At 51.5% G+C, this 23,567-nt stretch carries 14 protein-coding genes; 9 read left to right on the top strand and 5 right to left on the bottom strand.

The genetic code is table 11. The annotated features are described in order from the left end of the window. Positions 1-184: 184 nt before the first annotated feature. From B5X72_RS03285 to B5X72_RS03265, 5 genes are all read left to right on the top strand, one after another. A complete protein-coding gene (locus tag B5X72_RS03285) occupies positions 185-1,009 on the top strand; it encodes a prephenate dehydratase (RefSeq protein ID WP_079715426.1) in 825 nt (274 codons plus the stop codon). A gap of 79 nt (positions 1,010-1,088) precedes the next feature. Further along, the gene (locus B5X72_RS03280) at positions 1,089-2,195 is read left to right on the top strand and encodes a chorismate mutase (protein ID WP_079715425.1); all 1,107 of its coding nucleotides are present in this window, start codon (positions 1,089-1,091) and stop codon (positions 2,193-2,195) included. Further along, positions 2,195-3,451 (top strand): 3-phosphoshikimate 1-carboxyvinyltransferase, encoded by a 1,257-nt coding sequence (gene aroA, locus B5X72_RS03275; protein ID WP_079715424.1) that lies wholly within the window; start codon positions 2,195-2,197, stop codon positions 3,449-3,451. Before B5X72_RS03280 ends, aroA begins: the two co-directional genes overlap by 1 nt. Before the next feature lie 76 nt (positions 3,452-3,527). Continuing rightward, on the top strand, positions 3,528-4,631 hold the full coding sequence (gene aroC, locus B5X72_RS03270; RefSeq protein ID WP_079715423.1) for a chorismate synthase: 1,104 nt from the start codon (positions 3,528-3,530) through the stop codon (positions 4,629-4,631). Continuing rightward, entirely contained in the window at positions 4,618-5,478 is an 861-nt protein-coding gene (locus B5X72_RS03265; protein WP_079715422.1) for an ROK family protein, read from the top strand. The genes aroC and B5X72_RS03265 overlap by 14 nt, the downstream gene beginning before the upstream one ends. A 23-nt stretch (positions 5,479-5,501) precedes the next feature. On the opposite strand, the gene B5X72_RS03260 is transcribed toward B5X72_RS03265, so the two are convergent. Beyond that, the gene (locus B5X72_RS03260; protein WP_079715421.1) at positions 5,502-7,922 is read right to left on the bottom strand and encodes an alpha-ketoacid dehydrogenase subunit alpha/beta; all 2,421 of its coding nucleotides are present in this window, start codon (positions 7,920-7,922) and stop codon (positions 5,502-5,504) included. 344 nt (positions 7,923-8,266) lie between these two features. Between B5X72_RS03260 and B5X72_RS03255 the strand changes: the two genes are divergently transcribed. Genes B5X72_RS03255 through B5X72_RS03240 form a run of 4 tightly spaced genes read left to right on the top strand, consistent with a single transcriptional unit; the run spans position 8,267 to position 17,311 of the window. Beyond that, the gene (locus tag B5X72_RS03255; RefSeq protein ID WP_079715420.1) at positions 8,267-13,579 is read left to right on the top strand and encodes a translocation/assembly module TamB domain-containing protein; all 5,313 of its coding nucleotides are present in this window, start codon (positions 8,267-8,269) and stop codon (positions 13,577-13,579) included. After that, a complete protein-coding gene (gene tamL / locus B5X72_RS03250) occupies positions 13,527-15,881 on the top strand; it encodes a translocation and assembly module lipoprotein TamL (protein ID WP_245826809.1) in 2,355 nt (784 codons plus the stop codon). Before B5X72_RS03255 ends, tamL begins: the two co-directional genes overlap by 53 nt. Before the next feature lie 53 nt (positions 15,882-15,934). Beyond that, the gene (locus B5X72_RS03245; RefSeq protein WP_079715418.1) at positions 15,935-16,873 is read left to right on the top strand and encodes a malate dehydrogenase; all 939 of its coding nucleotides are present in this window, start codon (positions 15,935-15,937) and stop codon (positions 16,871-16,873) included. Between the two features lie 18 nt (positions 16,874-16,891). Continuing rightward, complete coding sequence (locus B5X72_RS03240) at positions 16,892-17,311, top strand: retropepsin-like aspartic protease (RefSeq protein ID WP_245826802.1); 420 nt, start codon at positions 16,892-16,894, stop codon at positions 17,309-17,311. Between the two features lie 28 nt (positions 17,312-17,339). Here B5X72_RS03240 and B5X72_RS03235 read toward each other — a convergent pair whose 3' ends face one another. The 4 genes from B5X72_RS03235 to B5X72_RS03220 all read right to left on the bottom strand — a co-directional run. Continuing rightward, positions 17,340-18,185, bottom strand: coding sequence for a fumarylacetoacetate hydrolase family protein (locus tag B5X72_RS03235; protein WP_079715416.1), 846 nt, complete (start codon positions 18,183-18,185; stop codon positions 17,340-17,342). Positions 18,186-18,424: 239 nt separating this feature from the next. Continuing rightward, positions 18,425-20,356: an OmpA family protein gene (locus B5X72_RS03230; protein WP_176146082.1), complete on the bottom strand. Its 1,932-nt coding sequence runs from the start codon at positions 20,354-20,356 to the stop codon at positions 18,425-18,427. Positions 20,357-20,408: 52 nt separating this feature from the next. After that, on the bottom strand, positions 20,409-21,371 hold the full coding sequence (locus B5X72_RS03225) for a PorP/SprF family type IX secretion system membrane protein (RefSeq protein ID WP_079715414.1): 963 nt from the start codon (positions 21,369-21,371) through the stop codon (positions 20,409-20,411). 90 nt (positions 21,372-21,461) lie between these two features. Then, the coding region (locus B5X72_RS03220; RefSeq protein ID WP_176146081.1) for a T9SS type B sorting domain-containing protein at positions 21,462-23,567 on the bottom strand (2,106 nt) is incomplete at its 5' end.

The raw sequence follows: 23,567 nt of genomic DNA, 5'->3' as shown, positions 1-23,567 counted from the left end.
TGATGTACATTTGGCTCGTCAAACAACAATGATGTTAACACGGAACAACGCATATTGGTTTTTTGGTTTCTTTTACTTTAGCAGTGAGAGCCGGGATTGATATGCATTGATAACGTTAAAAGATAGAAATGTAGAAAGTCCCGGCAGAAAAGCCGGGACTTTTTTTTGTCCATTTACATAATTTATGAACATAAAAGTAGCGATACAAGGCATCAAAGGGTCATTCCATGAAGAGGCAGCCTATAAATATTTCGGCGATAAAATCGAAACCGTGGAGTGCGAATCGTTTAAAAAAATGTGTGAACTGCTAAAGCAGGGCAAGGTGGATTACATCGTGATGGCCATTGAAAATTCCATCGCCGGCAGCTTGCTTCCCAACTACAACCTGCTTCGCGACTACCGTTTTCCGATCGTGGGCGAAGCGTACCTGCACATCAAACTGCACCTGATGGCCCTGCCCGACGTATCAATCCAGGACATCAAATATGTGGAGTCCCACCCCATCGCGCTGCAACAGTGCAATGACTACCTGGAAGAAAACCCTCAGTTTAAGGTGACCGAAGCGGAAGATACCGCGGCAAGTGCAAAGAAAGTGAGCGAATTGCAACTCCGGGATACCGCGGCTATCGCTCCCCAACTGGCGGCAAAATTATATGGCCTGGAAATTCTGGAACGCCGCATAGAAACCAACAAGAAAAATTACACCCGCTTCCTTATCCTGAGCAGCAAGCCTGAAGAACGAGGCAAAGTCAACAAGGCTTCCATATCTTTCCAGACCGGCAATGGCGTAGGTTCGCTATCAACGGTGTTGCAGTGCTTTGCCGAGCAGAACATCAACCTCAGCAAGATACAGTCCATGCCTGTATTGGGCAAGCGCAACGAATACGATTTCTATGTCGATGTGGAATGGAAGGATCAAGCAGATTATGATGCAGCCATCCGCCGCGTGCTCAAGTACACCAGCAATTTCAACATCATGGGGGAATACGTGAAGAATGACAAGGTGTGATCGGATGATCCTTGGCCGGTGAAACGAAAAACAGAAAAACGAAAAAAACAAAATCGCAATACTCAATAAAAATAAAACAATGAAACAGACATTAGACATCGTACCCTTAAAATCATGGCTTGACACCGGCGACGCGCCACTGATCATCGCCGGCCCGTGCAGTGCGGAGACGGAGGAACAGCTCGTCGCCACAGCACACCTGCTGGCCAACACCGGCAAAGTAAACGTATTACGGGCAGGCATCTGGAAGCCCCGCACACGTCCGGGTGAATTTGAAGGCATCGGCAGCATTGGACTGCAATGGTACCGCCGGGCTAAAGATGAAACCGGACTGCCCATCGCGACGGAAGTGGCCACAGCAAAGCACGTGGAAGAAGCGCTGGCAGCAGGCGTGGATATCCTTTGGATAGGCGCCCGATCTACCGCCAACCCGTTTACCGTGCAGGAGATCGCTGATGCGCTGAAAGGTGTAGACGTGCCCGTACTGGTCAAAAACCCCGTCAATCCGGACCTGTCTCTTTGGTTGGGCGCGCTGGAACGCGTAAACCGTGCAGGCATCAAAAAACTGGCAGCTATCCACCGGGGCTTCTCCTCCTACGAAAAAACCGCCTTCCGTAATGAGCCCATGTGGGATATCGCCATCCAATTGAAAACACTTGTGCCTGATCTTCCGGTGATCAACGATCCCAGCCACATCTGCGGAAACAGGGAGTTGATTCCGTACATTGCACAAAAAGCATTCGACATGGACATGCAGGGGCTTATTGTTGAATCGCATATCGACCCATCCGTGGCTTGGACGGACGCCAAACAGCAAGTCACCCCCCAAGCACTTTCTGACATTCTCGCCAACCTTACCTTCCGGCACGCCAAGTCAGATGACCCGGTTTTTGAAGATAAACTGGCACAATTGCGCAAAGATATTGACAAGCTGGATGACCAAATCATCAAAATCCTGAGCGACCGAATGAAGATCGTCGAAAAAATCGGTGAATATAAACGCGACAACAATGTGACCATCCTCCAGGTCAGCCGCTGGGATGAAATCATCCAAAAACGGAGCAACGTGGCCCAGGCACTTAAACTTGACCGCGATTTCACGGTGAAGTTGCTGGAACTGATTCATAACGAATCCATCCGCAAACAGAACGAAATCATGAACACCAAACCGGTAGCAGAGGCATAATGGAAATCAGTGCGTTGAAACTTTCGCATCCAGCGAAATCGCTCAACGGGACCGTACGACTTACGGGTTCGAAAAGCGAGAGTAACCGGGCGCTGATCATACAGGCCCTTGGCGGCGGTAAGGTCCGCATTGAAAACCTGTCTTCTGCCGCCGATACTGTGACCTTACAACAGGCGCTGCGTGCTGCCTCCGGACAACGGGGCGACAGTACGCAGCAGACGGTGATCGATGTCGGTCCCGCTGGCACGGCCATGCGGTTTCTGACCGCTTACCTGGCCATCACCGACGGCCGCTACCTGCTGACAGGGAGTGACCGGATGAAGCAGCGGCCCATCGGTATACTGGTGGACGCGCTGACCACCTTGGGCGCAGATGTCCGGTACGCTGAAACAGCGGGTTATCCTCCACTTGCCATCCAAGGGGGTTTTACGCAGCAAACCGCCCATGTCAGGGTACAAGGTCATGTCAGCAGCCAGTATCTGTCGGCATTACTGTTGGTTGCCTCATCCCTCCCGCAGGGACTAAACCTGCAAATTGAGGGCGAACTGACATCGCGGCCTTACCTCACCATGACATTAAACATGCTGGCCGAAGCCGGCATCCAACACCGCTGGGAGGCAGAAACCATTTCGATTATGCCGCAAACGGCGTCGCCCTGCCAACTGACCATCGAACCGGACTGGAGCGCCGCCTCCTACTGGTATGCCATGGTGGCGCTAGCCAACGAAGCAAATCTATTTTTGCCCAACCTGAAAAGCAGCAGCTTACAAGGGGATGCCGCCATTGTGGAAATCATGACCCACTTCGGCGTGGCCTCTTCTTTTGAAGACGGCGGCTTACGCATCCAAAAAACCACCGTACACTCGGCAAAGAAACTGTTTGATTTCAAAGAATGCCCCGATTTGGCGCAAACTGTGATTGTCTGTGCAGCGGCGTTGAAACGCGACCTTTCTTTCACCGGATTGCACACGCTGAAAATCAAGGAAACAGACCGCATCGCCGCCCTGCAGAACGAGCTGGCGAAATTCGGCGTAAGGCTGGTGGAAGACGGCGCAGTATACCATCTGCACACCGAAGGCCTGCACAGTCCTGAACAGCTCATCATCGATACGTATGAAGATCACCGCATGGCTATGGCTTTCGCGCCTTTGGCTTTGGTGTTCAGCAATATGCAAATCAATGAGCCGCGGGTGGTAGAAAAATCCTATCCCGATTTCTGGAAACATTTGAAACAACAGGGATTTGTTATATCTTAGCCGCCTATTGGAAGTCGTAAAATCCGAAGTCTGATAGCAAAAAGCTGATAACTGATAAACTGAAATCTAACATAACATGGCCGGAAACTCTTTTGGAGAACTATTCCGTATTACCACCTTCGGCGAGTCACATGGGGAAGCAATTGGCGTAATTATCGATGGTTGCCCACCGAATATCACCGTTGACGAGTCGTTTGTCCAGTCCGAGCTGGATAAACGGCGGCCGGGGCAGTCCAAGATTACCACGCAGCGTAAGGAGAGCGATACCGCCAAAATACTGTCCGGGGTGTTTGAAGGCAAAACCACGGGCACACCTTTAGCCATGGTCATTCCAAACGAAGACCAGCGATCTAAGGATTATTCGCACATCCAAGACAAATACCGTCCTTCCCACGCCGACTACACCTACCAGATGAAGTATGGCATCCGCGATTACCGCGGCGGAGGGCGCTCGTCTGCCCGCGAAACGGCCGCCCGTGTCGCTGCCGGCGCTATAGCGAAAAGTGTGTTAGCTCAACAGGGAATCCGCATTTTTGCGCATGTGTCAGGTGTAGGCAAAATCGAGGCACCGAATTTACATTCGGATGACGTCAATGAGCTGCTTGCCATACGGGAAAGCAACATGGTTCGCTGTGCCGATCCCGCCACGGCCAATGAGATGATCGCCTTCATTGACGGCATACGCAAAGCGGGAGACACGGTAGGCGGCCGCATCAGCGCAATCATCCAGGGAGTGCCCGTAGGCCTGGGCGAACCGGTATTCGACAAATTGCACGCCGACCTGGCCAAAGCAATGATGAGCATCAATGCAGTGCATGGGTTTGAATACGGCTCCGGATTTGCCGGGTCTGAAATGCAGGGCACTGAACATAACGACATCTTCGTCAACCCGAACAATGATGCCGGTAAACTGGAAACGTCAACCAACTTTTCTGGCGGCATCCAGGGAGGCATCTCAAACGGCATGGACATCACATTCCGTGTAGCGTTCAAACCCGTGGCCACAGTCATGCGCCCCCAACAGACCATCAACCAAACCGGGGAATCAACCGAAATCACCGGAAAGGGCAGGCATGACCCCTGCGTGGTGCCCCGCGCCGTGATTATTGTGGAAGCCATGGCCGCGCTTGTCATTGCTGATCATTTACTTAGACACCAAATCTATCATGCAACAAAATAATCCTTACGTAATCGCTTCCGACATCGGGGGCACCCATATCACCGCGGCACTGGTAGACACGCGTCAATGGCGGGTCATTGATGATTCTATCTGCCGGTATCACGTTGATTCTCATGCCGATGCTAAATCGATTTTATCAGCATGGGCAGCACCTTTTCAGGAAGTTATCAGTAAGCATCCTGATTTGCCCGCACACCTCATCGGTATCGCGATGCCGGGGCCGTTCGATTATGAAGGTGGCATTTCGCGCATGCGGGATCAAGACAAATATGACAACCTGTATGGCATGGATATCCGTACTGAACTGGCGGAACGAACGGGCGTTGAGGGCCAAAACATCCGCTTTATCAACGATGCAGCGGCTTTTCTGCAGGGTGAAGTTTTTGCCGGCAAGCATAATGGCCATGCTAAAATGCTGGGTATCACCTTAGGCACCGGCTTGGGAAGCGCCGTCTGGGAGCGAGGAAAAAATGCCGTGGATGCCGACCTGTGGAAGACGCCATACCTCGACAGCAATATGGAGGAACATTTGGTCACACGGTGGTTTGTTCGCCGCACAGCACAACACGGCAAAGCGGTAACCGGACTCCGTGAGTTGCTTCAGCTGCGTGACCAGCATGCGTTCGTAGACGATATACTGGCCGAGTACAGCCATCACTTGCTGAACTTCATGCGGTACTTCAGCCAGAAAGAAGTAACGGATCGATTTATCATCGGTGGCAATATCTCGAAGGCTTGGGCTATTTTCCAGCAGTTTAACCCGGAGGCGTTTAACCAATTTGACATCCACATCAGCCAATTGGGCGAGCATGCTGCCTTGATCGGTGCGGCAGCGATATTCGCTTAAGGGGCCCCGGGCAATCCCGCCTGCTAATCGAACAACGCGGGATACTTCGCCGGATTGGCTTCATGCATGATGGCATATACCGTTTCAATGACGTCGTCTGCCGAAGGTTTGGAAAAATAATCACCATCTGAGCCATATGGCGGCCGATGCGCTTTTGCTGTCAACGTCCGGGGCTGGCCATCGAGGTGATAATAGCCGTTTTGCACCTCCAGCACCTGCTGCAGAATAAAGGCAGAAGCACCACCGGGCACATCTTCGTCCACGACCAGCAGCCGGTTGGTTTTGCTCAGTGACTGTGCACAGCGGTGCTCTTCATCAAAGGGCTGCAGGGTCTGCGGGTCGATAATTTCGATGGAAATACCGAGTTTTTCCAGTTCGGCAGACGCCTCCTGCACCACACGCAACGTAGAGCCGTAGGATACCACGGTCACATCGTTGCCTTCCTTCACCACCTCCGCTTTCCCCAAGGGTACGGTAAATTCGCCAACATTGGCCGGCATGCGTTCTTTTAGCCGATATCCATTGAGGCACTCAATAACCAAGGCCGGCTCATCGCCGCGGAGCAAGGTGTTGTACATCCCCGCAGCTTGGGTCATGTTGCGCGGCACACACACGTGTATACCACGCATGGATCCCAAGATCATGCTCATTGGCGATCCGGAATGCCAGATGCCCTCCAGCCGATGGCCACGTGTCCGGATGATAAGGGGCGCCTTCTGCCCGCCTTTCGTCCGATAGCTGAGGGAGGCCACGTCGTCCGTCAAAACCGTGAGGCCATACACCAAATAATCCAGATACTGGATTTCGGCGATAGGACGCAATCCCCGCATAGCCAATCCCATTCCTTGCCCGATAATAGCCGACTCCCGGATGCCCGTATCAAAAATACGGCGTTCGCCGTACTTGGCTTGTAGTCCGGCAAATCCCTGGTTTACGTCACCGATTTTGCCGACATCCTCACCAAACGCCACCAGGCGCGCATCTCTTGCAAAATTTGCATCGAAGCAGGCATTAAGCACTTCCCTTCCGTCTACCACCGGACTTGCTGCGCCATACTCCGGCGATACGACGGCCACATGCTTAGGTGACTCTATGGTATCTGAAAACAGGTACGTGTTGTACCGGTCGGCATTGATCTGCTGCCGCTGCGCGTACCAAGCCAACAGCGCCGTCTTTTCGTCGCTTTGTTTGCCCCGCAATACACGGATAACCCGCCGGACAGTACTATATACTTCCCGGAGCGACGCCTCTGTAAGTGATTTTAACTCATTGAGTAGGATTTGCACGGTATCATCCGTAATGGCTGCCAGCAGCGCTATGGCTTCGTCTGATTCTTTTTTCAGCGTCGCGTTATAATCTGCCCACGCTCGTTTCTGCTCGGCACGCACGCTTTCTTTTGCCGAACGTTCGATATCCGCCAGCTCATTTTCGTTCGCGATGCCCGATTCTATCATCCACGCTCGCATTTTGACGATGCAGTCATGTTCCTGTTCCCAGGCCAGACGTTCCTGGGATTTGTAGCGTTCGTGCGACCCCGATGACGAATGCCCTTGGGGTTGCGTCATTTCGGTTACGTGGATAAGCACCGGGATGTGGTGTTCCCTGCTGATTGCCGCAGCTTGTTCGTAGGTCTCGCAAAGGCCCGGATAGTCCCAGCCCTTTACTTTGAAAATCTCATATCCCGCACCGTTTTCATCCCGCTGAAAGCCTTTCAATACCTCGGAGATATCGGCTTTGGTGGTCTGTATATCGTTAGCTACGGAGATGCCATAGCCGTCATCCCATATGGAAATCACCGTTGGAATCTGCCTCACGCCCGCTGCATTCACGGCTTCAAGGAACACACCTTCGGATGTCGAAGCGTTGCCCACCGTACCGAAAGCCACCTCGTTACCGTTGTTGGAAAACGTGCTCATACCGGCTAATTCGGGATTGTCGCGATACAGCTTTGACGCCAGCCCGAACCCGAGCAGGCGCGGCATTTGCCCGCCCGTGGTGGATATGTCTGCTGCTGAGTTTTTCATCAAGGTCTGATCCACCCATTTCCCTTCGGGCGTAAGCATCCGCGTAGCAAAATGGCTGTTCATTTGCCGACCGGCGGAGGACGGATCAGCCTCTACATCCGGATGGGCGTATAACTGGGAGAAAAATTGGTATACCGATACAATGCCCGAGGCAAACATAAAGGTTTGGTCCCGGTAATATCCTGATCGCCAGTCGCCAAGCTGAAACACCTTGGCCATGGCTATTTGCGCTAATTCCTTGCCATCCCCGAAAACACCGAATTTGGCTTTACCGGTAAGCACTTCCTTACGGCCTAATAAACTCACAAACCTGCTCATCACCGCAAGCCGGTAATCTGCCATGACGATTGCCCGGAAATCGTCAAAGCTGAGTTTGCCCTGAGTTGAGTGTTCGCTTTGTTTAATATGGGTATCCGACATAATTAAATTGCGTTTGCTCCAAAAGTAGAAAAAATATATTTTTTTAAAAGCGACATTGACTTTTAAATTCAGGTGCGTTTATTGGTTTTGACAAAATTGGCCGCTATTGTCTATTGAAAACCTGTGCTTTACCGTTTGCTCCAAGTGCTGATTATTATAGATAACGTCGGCGGCGGCAAAAGATTGTAAACATACGGACATTATGGTTTGATTTTTGCTTTTTTTTGAATCTGAAAAGATTTAAGCATCTTCGCTAAACCTTTTGAAAGGCAGCGCTGTTTATCGTATTAGGAAAAGCTAAAGGTTATATATTGGTTATATAAAGCTAAAATTACTAATTTACATTGAATAAGTTCGGTCGGATAGCAATTAAGACGCTCCTCTGGATCATCGGGAGCATCATTGGGTTGGTTTTACTCCTTTTTGTATTGATACGTATTCCTGCCGTCCAGAATTATGTCGTGCAGAAGGTAACGGCCTACCTTGAAAATAAAATTAAAACGCCGGTCCGGATTGCTCGTGTGAGTCTTGATTTGCCCAAGATGTTGGTGCTTGAGGGCGTTTATTTTGAGGATCAATCCCGCGACACGCTCCTTGCCGGAGAAAAACTACGGGTGGATATCAGCATGTTGAAGTTGCTGGACAACACGGTGGAAATCGGCCGTATCGATTTACAGGGAATTACGGCCAAGATAAACCGAACGCTTCCCGACAGCGCGTTTAACTTTGATTACATCATTAATGCTTTTGTGACCGAACAAAAAGAGCCGGCTCAACCCGACAGCTCTGCCCCCATGAAATTCGATATCGACCGGGTAAATCTGAACCGCATCCGCTTCCTCTACCGTGACGAGGTAATCGGCATGGCTGCAGAAGTCAACCTCAATCACCTGGATACGCGGATTGAAACGTTTGATTTGGAAGGAAATATGCGCTTCGGCATTCCCCGCATAAACGTCAATGGGCTACAAGGTTCGGTGAGGCAATGGGCTGTCGCCCAACCTGAGGAAGCGCCCAATGCGGCTGACTTCGGCATCGCGGATACAGCGGCAACATCACTGCTGCCGGAATTGGAATTTGAAACGTTCAACCTCTCGGCTATCGATTTTGCATATGTAGATGAAGCAAGTGCAATGGATACCCGCTTTCGGATAAACAAACTGCTGGCAAGGCTCAATAAACTGGATCTCAATGGCGAGTTTGTGGATATCCGCGAGATCGATTTAAACGGATCGGATTCCCGCATTTTTTTCGGACAGACCACGAAGCCTTCCTCCGCTGCGGACACGGCGGCACCGGCTGAGCCCGTCAACTGGCGCGTGCACGCATCGTCGATACGCATAGCCAGCACCAATTTTGCGTTTGAAGACGCCAACCAACCACGCATAGCTCAGGGATTTGACTATGGCAACATCGGTATCACTGATTTTGAAGGGGAACTGACCGACCTGCGCTATTCCGCGGATACCATAAGCGGCCGTGTGGCCGGACTAAAAGCCCGTGATCACAGTGGTTTTGTGCTGAACCGCTTGCAGACCAGCTTCTTCTACACCAACCAGGGTGCTGAATTGGACGATCTGTATGCGGAAACGCCCCATACCCTATTCCGCAATTACATCAAAATAAGTTATCCCGCCCTGGAAACCATTACCGAGCAACTGGGCAGTGTGCGCATAGTGGCCGATATCAGCGAAAGCCACCTGGGCATGGAAGACGTCCGGTATTTCGTGCCTGATTTGGATACGATGGAAGTGATGGAGCCACTCTGGCCGGTTACGTTCCACATCAATACGACTATCGACGGCCGGCTGGATGATCTACAAATCCCCACCCTCAGGCTGGAAACCTTGGATAAGACCCGCATCGTTGCCCGCGCGCACATCAAAGGGCTGCCCGATATGGAACGATTGGATGTGGATCTTGACCTGCAGGAATTTGTTACCGGCAAGGCCGACCTCGACCGGCTGATTGCGCCGAGCCTGCTGCCGGACAGCATCAACCTGCCGGCCGATATCCGGCTTGCCGGCACGTTCAACGGTGGACTAAATGGCTTTCAAACCGCCATGCAACTAAATACCACGATGGGCAATGCCAACGTGGATGCAGACTACCGCGTCAATAGCAGGACGCGCGACACCGTATACGATGCGCAACTGCAGATTTCGGACATTGATATCGGCCAGTTGATGAAAATGGATTCGGTGCTGGGTAAGGTATCGTTTGCGGCCCACGCCAAAGGTACAGGACTTGATCCGGCAACGGCCGTCGCCGACATCCAGGCCGAACTCCTCAGCCTCGAAGCAATGGGTTATCAATATACCAACATTGGCATCAATGCAACAGCCAAAAATGGCGACATTACCGCAACGATGACCAGCGACGACGCCAATATTGATTTTGATCTGGATGCGCATGCCGATATGCGGGGCCAATACCCGAGCGTAAACGTCAACCTCATGGTCGACAGCATCAACTTGAAAAACCTGGGCCTGATGCAGGATGAATTCCGTTACCATGGACGCCTTGTAGCTGATCTGGAGACGGCAGATATTGACCACCTAAACGGGACGGTGGATATCGTCAATTCTTCTATTGCTTACAATGACGAGCGCTATACCTTGGATACCGTGCGGCTACGCGCCATCGCACGAGATACATCCAACATGCTGCAACTGCGGTCAGAGTTTCTAAATGCACACATGGTAGGCAACTTCAAGCTCAGCGAATTGGGAGCATCCGTACAAGATATCCTTGCGGTGTACTACCAGCCTGATTCGATAGCGCCAACCTTTGAATATACGCCCCAACGGTTTGACTTCAGTGCCCAATTTACCCGTTCGCGGTTTATCCAAGGGCTGCTGCCGGACCTCACGGAGATGGAAGACGTGATGCTGGATGGGTCATTCAATAGCGCCGAAAAACTGTTGCTCGCCAAGGTCACCGCGCCGCGCGTTGTCTATGCAGGTACCACGATAGACCATGTCGGCGTCGATATCAACACCTACGACAGCACCTTATATTACAATGCCCTCATCAACCGGATTGGGCTGGGTAACATCGAGCTTATTAATACGTTGCTCAGTGGCACCGTCGTCAAAAATCAACTGGACTTCGGTCTGTGGATTAAGGATGATGCCGATAAAGAACGTTATCACCTGGGGATGGCGCTCAAGGTGGATGCGCGGAATTTCCTGTTCAACCTGCAAGAGGATGGACTCATGCTCAACTATGAACAATGGAAGGTAAACCCAGAGAACGTTATTTTATTTGGCAATGACGGGATCCGGGCACACCAGTTTATCTTGCGCAACAACGGCCAGGAAATGGCAGTGCAATCGCAGGACTCCACGTTAAATGCACCTATAAATCTGACTTTCAATGATTTCAGAATAGAGACATTCAGTAAAATGCTTGAGAGCGAGCTGTTCAATATGGGCGGCGGAATCAATGGAACGGCGACCATATCACGGCTTGAAACTTCGCCCGTATTTGTATCGGACATTACCATTGACCGGTTTTTCTTTGGAAATGACACGGTAGGCGACATCAATCTGAAGGTCAATAACGAGCGTGAAAACGTATTTGCCGCGGACATCAGCATCACCGGCAATGGCAACGACGTAAAGCTGACGGGTGATTTCATCAATCCGCCAAATGAGCCGTCACAATTGGATTTCGTATTGGATGTCAACCCGTTATCCATGCATACCCTCGAAGCATTCAGCCTGGGATACCTCCGGAACACCGCTGGGGCTATCAACGGCAAGCTCAATATCACCGGTACGGTAGACCAACCGCGCATCAATGGTGCGCTCTTATTTGATAAGGCTACACTCAATGTCGCCATGCTTAACGCGACATTTAATATCGACGACCAAAGCATCAATTTCAATAACAAAGGTCTTCGTTTCAATAAATTCCGCTTAGAAGATAGCGTGGGCAACGCCGCCGTCATCAATGGTACGGTCAATACGACCACCTACACGGATTTTGCATTTGCACTAACCGTCGTTGCGGACGATTTTCAGGTATTGAACTCCACGCAGGAAGACAACGATATGTACTACGGTCGGCTTTTCATGTCGAGCAATCTACGCATCCAGGGAGACATGAATAATCCCAATGTCAGCGGGACCTTGCTGGTAAACGAGAAAACCAATGTCACCTTCGTTTTGCCCAACGATGATCCGGGCATGGTGGATCGCCAAGGGATCGTGCGGTTTGTCAACCGGAGCGACACAGCCCGCGCCAACGTGTTTGCCAAGGTCGACTCCCTTACGCATACCGAATTGGGCGGCCTTAACGTATCCGTCAACGTTGTGACCGATAAGGACGCCGTCTTTACCGTTGTCATCGATCCCGGTAGCCAGGATGCGCTGACAATCCAGGGAGAGGCCGAATTGAATGCCGGTATCGATCCCAGTGGGGATATCACGTTAAACGGTACGTATACCGTTGAGTCGGGCAATTATTCGTTTTCATTCGGCCCGGTAAAACGTTTATTCCAATTCAGAAAAGGGAGTACACTCACCTGGACAGGTGATCCGATGGATGCCCGCATGGATATTACCGCCGTATATAACTTAAGAGCACCGACACTGGAATTGGTACAAAACCAAATCGGCACAGAATCCCCAAATTTGTATAAGCAACGGGTACCGTTTAACGTTACGCTTCACATCAGCGAACAGCTCTTCCAACCCCAGCTGCAGTTTGGTATCGATCTGGATGAAGACAATGCCATGGTTTCGCAAGATGTGGCCAGCAAAGTCAATACCGGATTGGCGCAGCTGCAGGAAAACGAATCTGAAATGAACAAGCAGGTATTCTCACTGATTGTGCTCGGGCGCTTCATGGCGGCCAATCCGTTCGAAAGCCTTTCTGGCGGCGGCGGTGCGGAAGCGATAGCACGCAATACCGTAAGCTCTTTCCTGAGCGGCCAGCTCAATCGCCTCGCTGGCGATCTCATTCAAGGTGTCGAATTTGACTTCAGCTTACAATCGGAAGAGGACTACAGCACCGGAACAGGACAAAACCGAACCGACCTTAACATAGGCGTATCCAAAATGCTTTTCAATGACCGTATGAAGGTAACCGTAGGATCAAACTTTGAATTAGAAGGCAATGCACGGCCGGGGGAACAAACCACCAACATCGCCGGGGACATCGCTGTTGATTACCAGCTCACCGATGACGGCCGTTATATGGCAAGGGCCTACCGCAAAAATCAATACCAAATCACGCTGCAGGGCCAGTTCGTAGAAACGGGCCTCGGCTTCATCGTAAACATGGATTACAACGAATTTAGGGAAATCTTCAATCGTAGAAGCCGTCTGGCGGATGAATTCAACACGGAAAGCCGCCAGTTTCGACGCCGTTGGGACGTCGAACGGATGGAGACCGATACCGCATACCGCGACAGCGTGCGTAAGGTCATCTTGGATAGCCTCGAACGAAATGACCCCGAATTTAGGGAACGGATGCAACAGCGGCGAATGGAACGGCAGCAGGAACAGCAAAATCAGCAAACGACGGAAAACCAACAGGGCGGGGACCAGGTGCCGTCCGTACCGGATACAGCCCGGAAAAACACTGCCCTGCGCAATGAACGGGATGAGGACCTACAGCAAGAAGAAAGGGGGAGTGATGAGCAATAGGTTGGTATCGCTGTGCTATGTCGCCTTCGCTTTGCTTTGCTTAGCAAGCTGCAGCAACCTCAAATACCTGCCAGAAGGTGAACACCTCTATGTCAAAGGGGAAGTCGAAATCAATTCGGACACCATTCCTGAGCGGTATATCGGCCCCTTGAGTGAAGGTCTTGAGGCGCTGCTGCGCCCTAAGCCCAATACCACCATCCTGGGTATGCGTCCGCAGCTCTACCTGTATAACATTGCCGGTGAGCCCAAAAGCGACCGTGGGTTCAGGAATTGGCTCAAAAACAAAGTAGGCCAGCCGCCCGTGCTCCTGAGTGATGTCAACCGGGAATACAATGAAAACGTGCTTCGCAACCGACTCGAAAATTTGGGCTTTTTCCATGCACAGGTGGCTTCGGATACCACCATCGACAACCGAAAAGCGACCGTCACCTACACCGCTACGCCGCATATCATTTACCGAATTAAGTCGGTCACCTTCGATGTGGATAGTAGCGACCTGGGCAAGGCGATCAAGTCTGCGGCGTCCGGATCCCTCCTTCAGGTGGGCAGGCCTTATAACCTGGATAATATTATTGCCGAACGAGAGCGAATAGACAATGAACTGAAAAACAAAGGCTATTATTATTTCAACCCGGACCACCTCATCGTTGAGGTGGATAGCGTTGCGGGCGATCACCAGGTCGATCTTTACGTCATGGTCAAAAACGAGACGCCCGCCAGGGCAAAGCGGCCATATTATATCAACAACATTTATATTTATCCGAATTATACACTTACCCAGCGCGGATACCAGCGTGCTGATCCGACCGATGGCAATGTTTATCAAGGATACCACTTCATCGATCCCGAACACACCTTCCGGAGGTTTGCGTTGACCAACGCCATGATTTTAAGGCAGGGCGAATTGTATACCCGGGAGCGTCACAACCGAACTATCCGGCAGCTGGTCGGCATGGGAAGTTTCCGCTTTGTCCGCAACGAATTTGTGGATGTGGATTCCGCCGGTAAGACAACGAACAAGCTGGATGCGTACTATTACCTCACGCCAATGCCCAAACATGGGCTCCGCATCGAGCTGCTCGGCAAAACCGCAGCGGTATACAACGGGTCGGAGATCAATGTCAACTGGCAGCACCGCAATGCGTTCAGGAGTGCCGAGCTGCTCACCTTTACGGTGTATGGCGGCTTCGAGACACAAACGGGGGGCAACGTCAATCTCAATTCTAGCTTCTATCGCTACGGTATTGAGGCAAGCCTTTCCTTTCCGCGCATGATTGCGCCATTTGACTGGAAACCCACACGGCGGTTCGTTCCCCGCACCGTGTTTACCGCCGGTTACGAATTTCTCAACCGGCGTACGGCGTACAGCCTGAATTCCATGCGGTTTTCATTTGGATACATGTGGCGGGAAAACACTGAAAAAGAACATGACCTAAAAGTACTCGAGATCGCTTACGTGCAACCCTGGAACATCACCGATGCATACCAGGCGCTTATGGATACGGTGCCACCACTCCGGCATGCCATTGAGCCGCAGTTTACCTTTGGTCCCATTTACAATTATACCCGTACCAATACGGCGCGGACGGACCTCAAGCACACCTTCTATTTCAAGGGAGGGCTGGATCTCTCGGCCAACCTTTACGGGCTCATTCGGGGTGCAAATGTCCGCGAAGGGCGCCAGTACCAAATCTTCAACGCCAACTTTTCGCAATACATAAAATCTGAAGTTGATTTTAGGCATTACATGAAATTGGGAACGAATGCTACATTAGCCTCCCGGGCAATGGCGGGACTTGGTTATTCTTATGGCAATTCCACGCAACTTCCATATGTGAAACAATTTTTTTCGGGTGGTCCAAATGGCATACGGGCATTCCGTGCACGGACACTGGGCCCGGGCTCTTATACCCCCGAATTCTATGGCGAAAACAACTTTTTTGCTGATCAGACCGGCGACATCAAAATCGAATTAAACACTGAATACCGTGCGCGGCTAAATAGCATCGTACATTGGGCGGCGTTCGTCGATGCGGGCAATGTCTGGCTGCAAAACTCAGACCCCGAAAAGCCGGGAGCAGCGTTCAGCAGCAATTTCGTCAACGAGATGGCTGTAGGGGCCGGATTGGGCTTGCGGTTTGATTTTACGTTCTTGATTCTCCGGGGTGATTTAGCCATGCCACTGCGTATCCCGTACCGGCCAAAGGGTGAACGTTGGCTATTCGACGAAATCAATTTCCGCAGCCCCGATTGGCGGCGGAATAATTTGGTATTCAATTTGGCGATTGGATATCCATTCTAAAATCACTACCTTAGCTACCGTTGAACAGTAGTGAACACCCAAAAAATAACCTTATGAAGATAACCGTCGTAGGTGCCGGAGCAGTAGGCGCCACTACCGCTGACAACATCGTCCGCAAACAACTTGCGGAAGAAGTCGTCTTACTTGACATCAAAGAGGGATTCGCCGAGGGCAAAGCGCAGGATATCGCTCAGACCGCGGCCTTGCTGGGATTCGATTCCAAAATCACCGGTGTCACAAACGATTACAGCCAAACAGCTGGTTCAACCGTGGCTGTGATCACATCGGGCATTCCGCGCAAACCGGGGATGACCCGAGAAGAACTGATTGGTACCAATGCCAACATCGTGCGTACCGTGGCAGAAAACCTGTTGAAATATTCTCCCGAGGTTATCCTCGTCGTGGTGTCCAATCCGATGGACACGATGACCTATCTCGCACTTAAAGCTACTGGCCTTCCCAAAAACCGTATTATCGGCATGGGAGGCACATTGGATTCGTCGCGCTTTAAGTATCAGCTCAGTCTGCGGCTCGGCGCTTCGCCTGCTGATCTCAACGCCATCGTGATCGGTGGACACGGCGATACCACGATGATACCGCTTATCAAACATGCAACATGGAATAGCTTGCCGGTGACCCAATTTCTCTCCGACGAAGAACAGCAACAGGTTGTGGCTGATACCATGGTTGGTGGGGCCACGTTGACCAAGCTCATCGGCACTTCGGCATGGTACGCACCGGGCGCTTCGAGCGCGGCCGTAGTAGAAAGTATCGTACGCGACCAGAAGAAGCTCTTCACCGCTTCGGTTTACCTCGAAGGCGAATACGGACAACACGACATCAATTTGGGGGTGCCTGTCATCCTCGGCAAAAGCGGATGGGAGCGCATTCTTGACATTCCACTTGATGAAGACGAAAAAAGCGCCTTCGCGAAAAGCGCCGATGCTGTGCGCAGCATGAATAACGTGCTGAAAGAAATCGGGACACTTTAATCAATGATAGCTGTCCCATTGACTTTACTTAATCTGCAGGACGATGGCTTCCACCTTTTGCTGGAAGTCATCGTTTTTAATACGCCTTTTAAGGCCGTGCTGGATACAGGTGCTTCTAAGACCGTGTTTGACAAAGCGACCGTAGAAAATTACCTTCACCGGGATATGGTACTCCAGCATACCGACATGGTTTCTACCGGCTTAGGCACGACATCGATGCAAAGCTTTATCCTGAATGTGCCGGATCTGCAAATCGGCGGCCTCCACCTGAAACATTACGAAGTGGCCGTCTTGGACTTATCCACCATCAACTACGCCTATCAACAGTTGGATATCGAACCCGTCATTGGGGTTATTGGCGGCGATATCCTCAGCGCCTATGGCGGGATTATAGACTATCGGAAGCATACGCTGAAGCTCAGGCAACGAAGGCGCTAATCTACCTGCATACCTCGTCCCGCTATTATCAATTATAGGCGACCGTATTGGTCAATGTGCCGATGTCACCAATCGTGATGTGCACGGTATCCCCTACCTGTAAGGTAAAGTCATCGGCGGGCACCAAGCATGTGCCGGTCATCAGGAAACTGCCCTTATCGAAATAGCATTCGCGATACAAATACGCCGCCAGCTCGTCCAACGACCGTTTCATCCGGCTGATTATTACTGAATCGCGGAACATTAGCTGTCCATTACGGACAATATCCATCTCGATGGTCGTATCGGGATCGATGCCCGATTCAGGAATATAGAGACATGGCCCAAGTGCAGCACTGCGATCATACACCTTCGCTTGGGGCAGATATAATGCGTTTTCGCCCTCTATACTGCGTGAACTCATATCGTTGCCGACCGTGTAGCCTTGAATGCTTCCAGATGAATTGATGAAAAGGGTGAGTTCCGGCTCGGGCACATCCCACGCGGAATCCTTACGGATACTTACCCGGTGCCCATGCCCGGCCACCCGATGCGGCAGCGCTTTGAAAAACAATTCCGGCCGTTCAGCATGGTAAACGCGATCATACAAATCAGCTCCCCCCGAATCTTTAGCTTCCTCCATGCGTGCTTCCATACTCCGCCTATACGTTACTCCCGCCGCCCATACCTCCTGGCCGCCTATCGGGGGAAGCAGTTCCTTATCAATCAAGGCCAACGCCTCCGTGCCTTCGATCGAATCGACGGACTCCAGCTGTGCCCTGAGGTACGCATGGAGGCCGTCGCGGTTGATAAGTTCGTCCCAATCCTGTTGAATTAAGCAATAACGGCCATCTGCCTGGAGAACATGGCCCCGCGTGGTTTTATACAACTTCATCAGAATAATTATTCATCAATGTTTCGAAATGCTTCGCAGTTCATTCCTTATCACATGAACGCAGACACACCTTTACAAAATAAATCAATAATTCGATAAGTTTACACTAAATTGTTGGCCTATTCTGATAGTATATTAGCCAAATCGCATGATGGCGTTACACGAATAAACGGCCGAAGGGCGTGATGAGCAGGTCATCACGCCCTTCGGCCTGTAGTCAACAAACGAGTTGCGACAGGTTATTGGCCTATCACAAAAAACTCCACCCGCCGATTCCATTGGTGTTCTTCTTCCGTACACTCAACCCCCTTGGCGCAATGGTTGGCCAACTTGGTAAAGCCATACCCCTTGGCCACCAGGCGGTCCGCGGCAATCCCTTTACTTACCAAATAAGCCACGGCGGAATCGGCCCGGCGTTGTGTAAGCTTCAGGTTATATTCGTGTGTACCCCTTGAGTCGGCATGTGCGCTCAGCTCAATTCTGGCATCCGGGTCGCTGTTCAAAAATGCTGCTATTTTATCCAGTTCCAACGCTGCATCCGGCCGGATATCGGCTTTGTCGAAGTCAAAGTAAATATTGCGGAGTACGACTACCTCCTGCACTTCGACGGGGGAAAGGAAGATATCCTTCTTCAAGGTGGTGGAGGTATCGATACCGGCCGTTGAAAACGCCATCGGTTTGAATTCGCGGAAACCGGTTTGTTCGGCAGCCAATGTATAGTCGGTATTTTCCGCCAAATTGAATTTGAACCGACCTCCTGCATCGGCATTCACCACCACAGCATTTGCTTCATTTCCTGCGGGGATTAGCGTCACCTTAGCACCTGAGACTGGCAATTTTGTTTTCTCATTATATACGCCACCTTCCAGATCGAGCTGCACGACCTTGTTTAAATTAAACCAATAGATATCGTCTGCACCCATCCCGCCGCTTCGATTTGACGCAACGTATCCTTCCAGTTCCTTATCAAACCGGATAGAAAAATCGTCGTATGGGGAATTAAACGGAAAACCGAGATTGACCGCTTTTGGCATGCCCCTGCGCTTGTCCAGCCGATACACATCCAATCCCCCCATACCCAGATGGCCATCCGAAGAGAAATAAAAATCGCCCCTGCCATCGACACTTGGGAAACGTTCATTGCCCGGTGTGTTGACGGCAGCTCCCATGTTGGCGGCTTCCCCCCAACTCCCATCCGACTGGCGGGTCACGTAGTAGATGTCGGTGCCTCCTTGCCCGCCGGGCATATCCGATGTAAAGTACAGCGTATCGCCTGAAGCGGTCAGAAAGGGATCGCCGACGGACCACGCTGTGATGTTATTATACCGAAAAGCAACCGCATTTTCGCCCCAATTGGGCGCATCCAGCGAATTGGAAAAAATTTCGATGTTAACCGTCACGTCTTTTCCGGCTTTCCGCCTTTCCTCCCGTTTTAGGCTGCGGGTAACGGCAAAATATACTTCATTCCGTTTGGTGGAGAAGGTGGCCGGACCGAAATGATTAGCGCCATCTCCCCAGGTAGCATCCACTTTATTGACGGTTTTGCCGTTGGCCACGTACATCGACAAATAAGGGTTCCCCGTCCAGCCATAAATAACATCCGGCTGATCCGCCCCTGTAAACCGGTCGGACGCAAAATAAAGCCCATCAGGTCCTTGCACCGCGCCAAATTCTGCCTGTTTACTGTTCAGCGCGCGTTCATTGCGGATTTCTACCGCTTTTGCGGGATTTTCCAGCCAGATGACAGCAGAGTCACACGATGCGTACAGCACGTTTAACTCATCTTCGTTGATGGTGCCGGTCGCTTTCGATGCAACTCGAAGATACTGCGCCTTGGCTTCCCTGAATTTTGAATTGTTGCGGAGTATATGCCCATATTGCAGGATATGATCTACTTCCGCGTCGTCCTGGTTGGCCAATTTGGCATACCACGCTTCTGCTTCTCGATAATTCCGGATATGGTAATAAGACTCAGCGAGCCGTTCCGCCGTTCTGATATCTGCTTTTTCTTCGTATGCCCGTTGATACAATTCTATCGCTTTGATGAAGTTGAACGAGTCAAATTCTCTGTCTGCAGATTTCAAAAGGGAATATTGTGCCTGTAAGGGAGCTGCAATCAGGACGCAGAGCCCAACAATTAATAGGTTAACCTTGTTGTCTAAAAAATCCATAGGTAATTGTTTATATCCTTTGCGTGTCAGCATGGTTTACAGTACTCAACGATTAAAAATAACGGGGGGTTCGTACGCGCTGGGTACCCTTAATCAGCGAATAGCCCAATGATATTTCATGCGTGCTTCCCACTTGGTTATGCAACTTATTTAATGCATAATCAAAGGAATAACCTATCCGGAACTGTCCAGCGGCCACAAATTCGGCTAAGGCGATAACGGAGTTAGGGCGCGCCAAATCGTTGGAAAGATTTCCTCCGCTCGATAAGGCGGTCCGGTATGACACACCAAACGTAAACTGCTCAGCAAAGATCACCGCCGCATTCAGGTCAGACACCCAACCACGGCCCGCCGAATTGTGCGCGCTTTTGACCAATACCGACGGCTTAAAAAGGATATCCGAAGCGAACGGCACAATGCCCCCAGCGTTGATATAGTATTGGGTAACCGGAGGGATCCGGGTGGAGCCATTGTTTTCGTTGAAAATCAACCGCGAAATAAGGTTGTCAACGCCCACTCCCGCAAAGAAACGGTTATTGGAATAATGGACACCAAATCGTGCGTCCGGGAGAAATGAATTTTCGATATTCAGTGGCTCGGGGTCGCCGGTTCTCACCCCGGCGTTATCATAGGCAGAATGGATAACGCCTAAGCCGAGTCCGAAAGCCAGCCGATCTTCGGGGTCCCATCCCACCCGCAGCCGATACGCATAATTTGCGTAGGCATAGATACGTTTCTCAAGCCCCACTCGGTCGCTCATCAAATTGAAGCCAAGCCCCATGTTATCATTCGCCGCCCGCATATCGGCTGCCAATGCCAACGTCCGAGGACCATCGGGCATACCCGTCCATTGCGAGCGGTAATAGGTATGCAGATTGGCAGGGCCGCGGTAACCAGCATAAGCGGGGTTGATGTATAGTGCATTAAACATGTATTGACTGTACTGGGCTACCTGCTGGGCTACGGTGGGCAGCACAAAGAACGTTGTCAGCAATAGGAAAAATATCTTTTTCATCTTATTCTCTTATAATTGAGGTAATCATTCAGCGCATTGTTACGATGATACCTGCCGGGATCCGATCGGTCCCGGCAGGCCGTTCAATTTTTATCGGTTGGTGACTCTGATGATGGCAATCGGACCTTTATGGGTCTGCCATTCGCCATTATTATTTCGGACACGTAGGATATAATAATAGGTGCCCTCTGCCAAAGTTCCACCATCCCAATCGTTGTTGTAATCCATGCTTTTATAAACTTGATTTCCCCACCGATTGATTATGATCAGTTCCCTGCCTTGGTATTGCATCACGTTTTTGATCACAAAGCGATCATTCAAGCCATCTCCGTTTGGTGTAAACACATTCGGGATGTCTATCGTCGCATCAACCGGAATCGGATTGGTGTTGTCCTCATCATCGGGGTCTTCCGTATCCGGGTTGCGATCTGGCCCCCAAACTGCAATGCCGTTGGTAATCGTATTGGTGGCAGTTGGCTCTACATTGGCATTTATACGTACCACGATGGTTGATCCCACGCCTACCGTACCGGTGGTCGTGATGGTAGCGGTGTTGCCTGTACCATTGATGGTTGCCGCGCCGGAGACAATTTCATATCCAGCTATCGTCACCCCGGCACCGGGGCGCTCATCGAGGGTAATGACCCTTCCCGACCCAATTTCCAGCGGTCCATTGTTAGTCACCGTCACGGTGAAGGTTGTCGGCTGCCCTGCGGTCACTATGGACTGGTCCGCTACTTTCTCAATGCTGAGCGTGTAGGGTCGTCCCACCGGAATTTCGGGCGTTTCGTCTTCATCGTCTTCGTCGTCCGTATCGGGGTTCTTATCCGGGCCCCATACGGCTATTCCATTGGTAATCGTCGACCCGGCAGGTGCGGTCACATCCGCACTGACGGATACGATGACAGTGCCGCCGGATGGAATAGCGGCCGACGTGGTGAGCGCAGCCCGATTTCCTGAACCAGTCGCCGATGCGTTGCCCGACGTCACCTGGTATCCGGTAATGGCAACTCCGGTTCCTGGCCGTTCCTCCAAGCTGATGACCTCACCCGCTGCAATGGTTGACGGGCCATTATTGGTAACGGTAACCGTGAATGTGGTGCTTCCACCGGAGACCACGGTTTGGTCATCGGCCATCTTCGTGATGCGCAGCGCGTAGCTCGGGTCTACCGGTATTTCGGGGGTATCATCCTCATCATCCGGATCGGCGGTCTCAGGATCCTTGTTCGGGCCCCATACGCTGATGCCGTTTGTGATAGTGCCCTCAGCATCGCCCATTACGGTCGCACTTACGCTGACCACGATGGTGCCACCCATTGGCAATACTGCGTTTGTGGTCACCACGGCGTTATTCCCTGTACCATTTACGGTTGCCGGACCCGAGCTGACTGCATATCCCGTAATCGCCACGCCTTGACCGGGTCGCTCCACGAGCCGGATATCTTCGCCAACGCCGATGTCGGACGGGCCTTCATTCGTGATTGTAAGCGTGAACGATGTGTTTTCGCCGGCTTTCACCCGTGCCTGATCAGCTACCTTTGTAATACTCAGGGTGGCATTGGGGTCTACCGGTATTTCAGGTGTATCGTCTTCATCGTCCGGATCTTCGGTCTCCGGATCTTTGTCGGGACCCCATACGCTGATACCATTGGTAATGGTAGCCGGAGCATTGGCATCGACAACTGCGGTAACGCTTACCGTAATCGTACCGCCCACGGCAATCTTAACGGTGGTAGTCAGTACGGCTTCGTTGGCTGTACCCGCAATAGTAGCTGCACCAGCGGTTACCGCGTAGCCGGTAATCGTCACGCCGGCACCTGGACGCTCTGCCAAGTGGATGGCCTTGCCCACCTCAATGACCGATGGTCCGTCATTAACCAACGTAAGTGTAAAGGAAGTAGTGGTACCCGCTTTTACGCGCGGCTGATCAGCGACCTTGGTGATGCTAATATTCGAAGCGCGATCCACAGGAATTTCCGGCGTATCATCCTCATCATCCGGTGTGTCGGTATCCGGATCGTTATCCGGACCCCACACACTGATGCCGTTGGCGATGGTCGCCGGTGCATCCGCATCCACGTCGGCCGTTACGCTCACCGTAATGGTACCCCCCACCGGAATCACCGCACCGGTGGTCACCGTGGCGCTGTTGCCCGTGCCTGCTACAGTGCCGTTGCCGCTCGTCACGGTATAGCC

This window comes from Parapedobacter luteus, from assembly GCF_900168055.1.
Taxonomy (GTDB): Bacteria; Bacteroidota; Bacteroidia; order Sphingobacteriales; family Sphingobacteriaceae; genus Parapedobacter; species Parapedobacter luteus.
The sequence above is the reverse complement of the archived record's forward strand: the minus strand, read 5'-3'. Positions and strand labels throughout refer to the sequence as shown.